Genomic DNA, 235 nt, shown 5'->3' on the forward strand with positions numbered 1-235 from the left:
TTCAAATCATGTTGCAGAGGCTATTGTAAGATTGCCGGGGATTGAGTTGTTTGCTCAGGCAACCGCTGATGATATGTATACTTCAATTAAAAAATTGACAGAAAAATTAAAAAGACAATTATTAAGATATCGAAAAATGCAATGTACTTATTCGCAAGTTACTGTTTCTGTTTAATAAGTTTTGTTAATTTAAGAGAGGCTTGAAAGATAGCCTCTTTTTTATTGATAAAATATA

General features: G+C 29.8%; 1 protein-coding gene. It reads left to right on the top strand.

Going from position 1 to position 235, the window contains the following annotated elements:
* Positions 1-22: 22 nt before the first annotated feature.
* The gene (locus AC3II9_RS22535; RefSeq protein ID WP_489159003.1) at positions 23-175 is read left to right on the top strand and encodes an HPF/RaiA family ribosome-associated protein; all 153 of its coding nucleotides are present in this window, start codon (positions 23-25) and stop codon (positions 173-175) included.
* The last annotated feature ends 60 nt before the right edge of the window (positions 176-235 follow it).

Source organism: Lysinibacillus sp. RU7 (assembly GCF_057837305.1).